The 1109-nt window shown below is 63.0% G+C and carries 1 protein-coding gene; it reads left to right on the forward strand.

Annotated elements, in window-relative coordinates; all coding sequences use genetic code 11:
• Positions 1–1104 (forward strand): porin (locus G3N95_RS40390; protein ID WP_205975648.1); only part of this gene is annotated, 1104 nt, incomplete at its 5' end.
• Positions 1105–1109 lie beyond the last annotated feature (5 nt).

Consider the following 1109-nt stretch of genomic DNA (forward strand, 5'->3'; position numbering starts at 1 on the left):
ATCGGTTATCAGTCGAGTTCGACGACGCTCGGTTCGACCGCAGGCGGTCATTCGGCCGTCAAGATGGTCACGGGCGTGTGGGCAGGCAGCCGTTTCGGCCTGAAGGGCGCGGAAGATCTCGGCGGCGGCACGAAGGCCATCTTCACGTTGGAAGAAGGCTTCAGCGCGAACAACGGCGCGATGTCGACGACCAACCTGATGTTCAGCCGCCAGGCGTTCGTCGGCGTGACCAACGACAACTACGGTTCGCTGACGGCAGGCCGCCAGTACGCGTCGTACTACCAGCTGCTGTCGCCGTACAGCCCGACGACGTGGCTCACGGGTTTCTACGGCGCGCACGCGGGTGACGTCGACGGTCTCGATACGATCTACCGCGCGAACAACACGTTGCTGTACATGTCGCCGAAGATGTACGGCTTCAAGTTCAGCGGCTCGTATTCGTTTGCAGGCGTGCCGGGCAGCGCGTATCAGGGTTCGACGTGGAGCACGGCCGTGCAATACGCGCAGGGCCCGATCGGTATCGCGGTCGGCTTCTCGAAGATCAACAACTCGAACGTGAACGGCGGCACCTTCGGCACCGATACGGCGACGTCGAATGCGGGGGCGCAGGCAGGTGTGTCGGCTGTGACCAACGGCTACCAGACGGCGCGTGCGCAGCAGCGCTTCGCAGTCGGCGCGGGCTACACGTTCAACAGCCAGTTCGACATCACGGCGACGTACTCGAACGTGCAGTACATTCCGGGCATCGGTTCGTCGTATCGCAATCTGGCGATCTGGAATTCGGGCGGCATCGTGCTGCACTGGAAGCCGACGGCAGCGTGGGACTTCGCAACGGGCTACGCCTACACGCGCGCAACGAAGTCGAACGGCATCTCGAGCAGCGCGTCGTACTCGCAGGTCAACCTGTCCGAGTACTACTCGCTGTCCAAGCGCACGGGTCTGTACGCCCTGCAGGCGTATCAGCGTGCGAACGGCCAGACGCTCGGCACGAACGGCCGCAGCATCATCAATGCAACGGCAACGATCGGCGATGGTTTCAACTCGACGCCTTCGTCGTCGCGCAGCATGGTCGGTGTCGGTGCAGGCATCATTCACCGGTTCTGATGCGG

The organism is Paraburkholderia sp. Tr-20389 (assembly GCF_017104565.1).
Classification (GTDB): domain Bacteria; phylum Pseudomonadota; class Gammaproteobacteria; order Burkholderiales; family Burkholderiaceae; genus Paraburkholderia.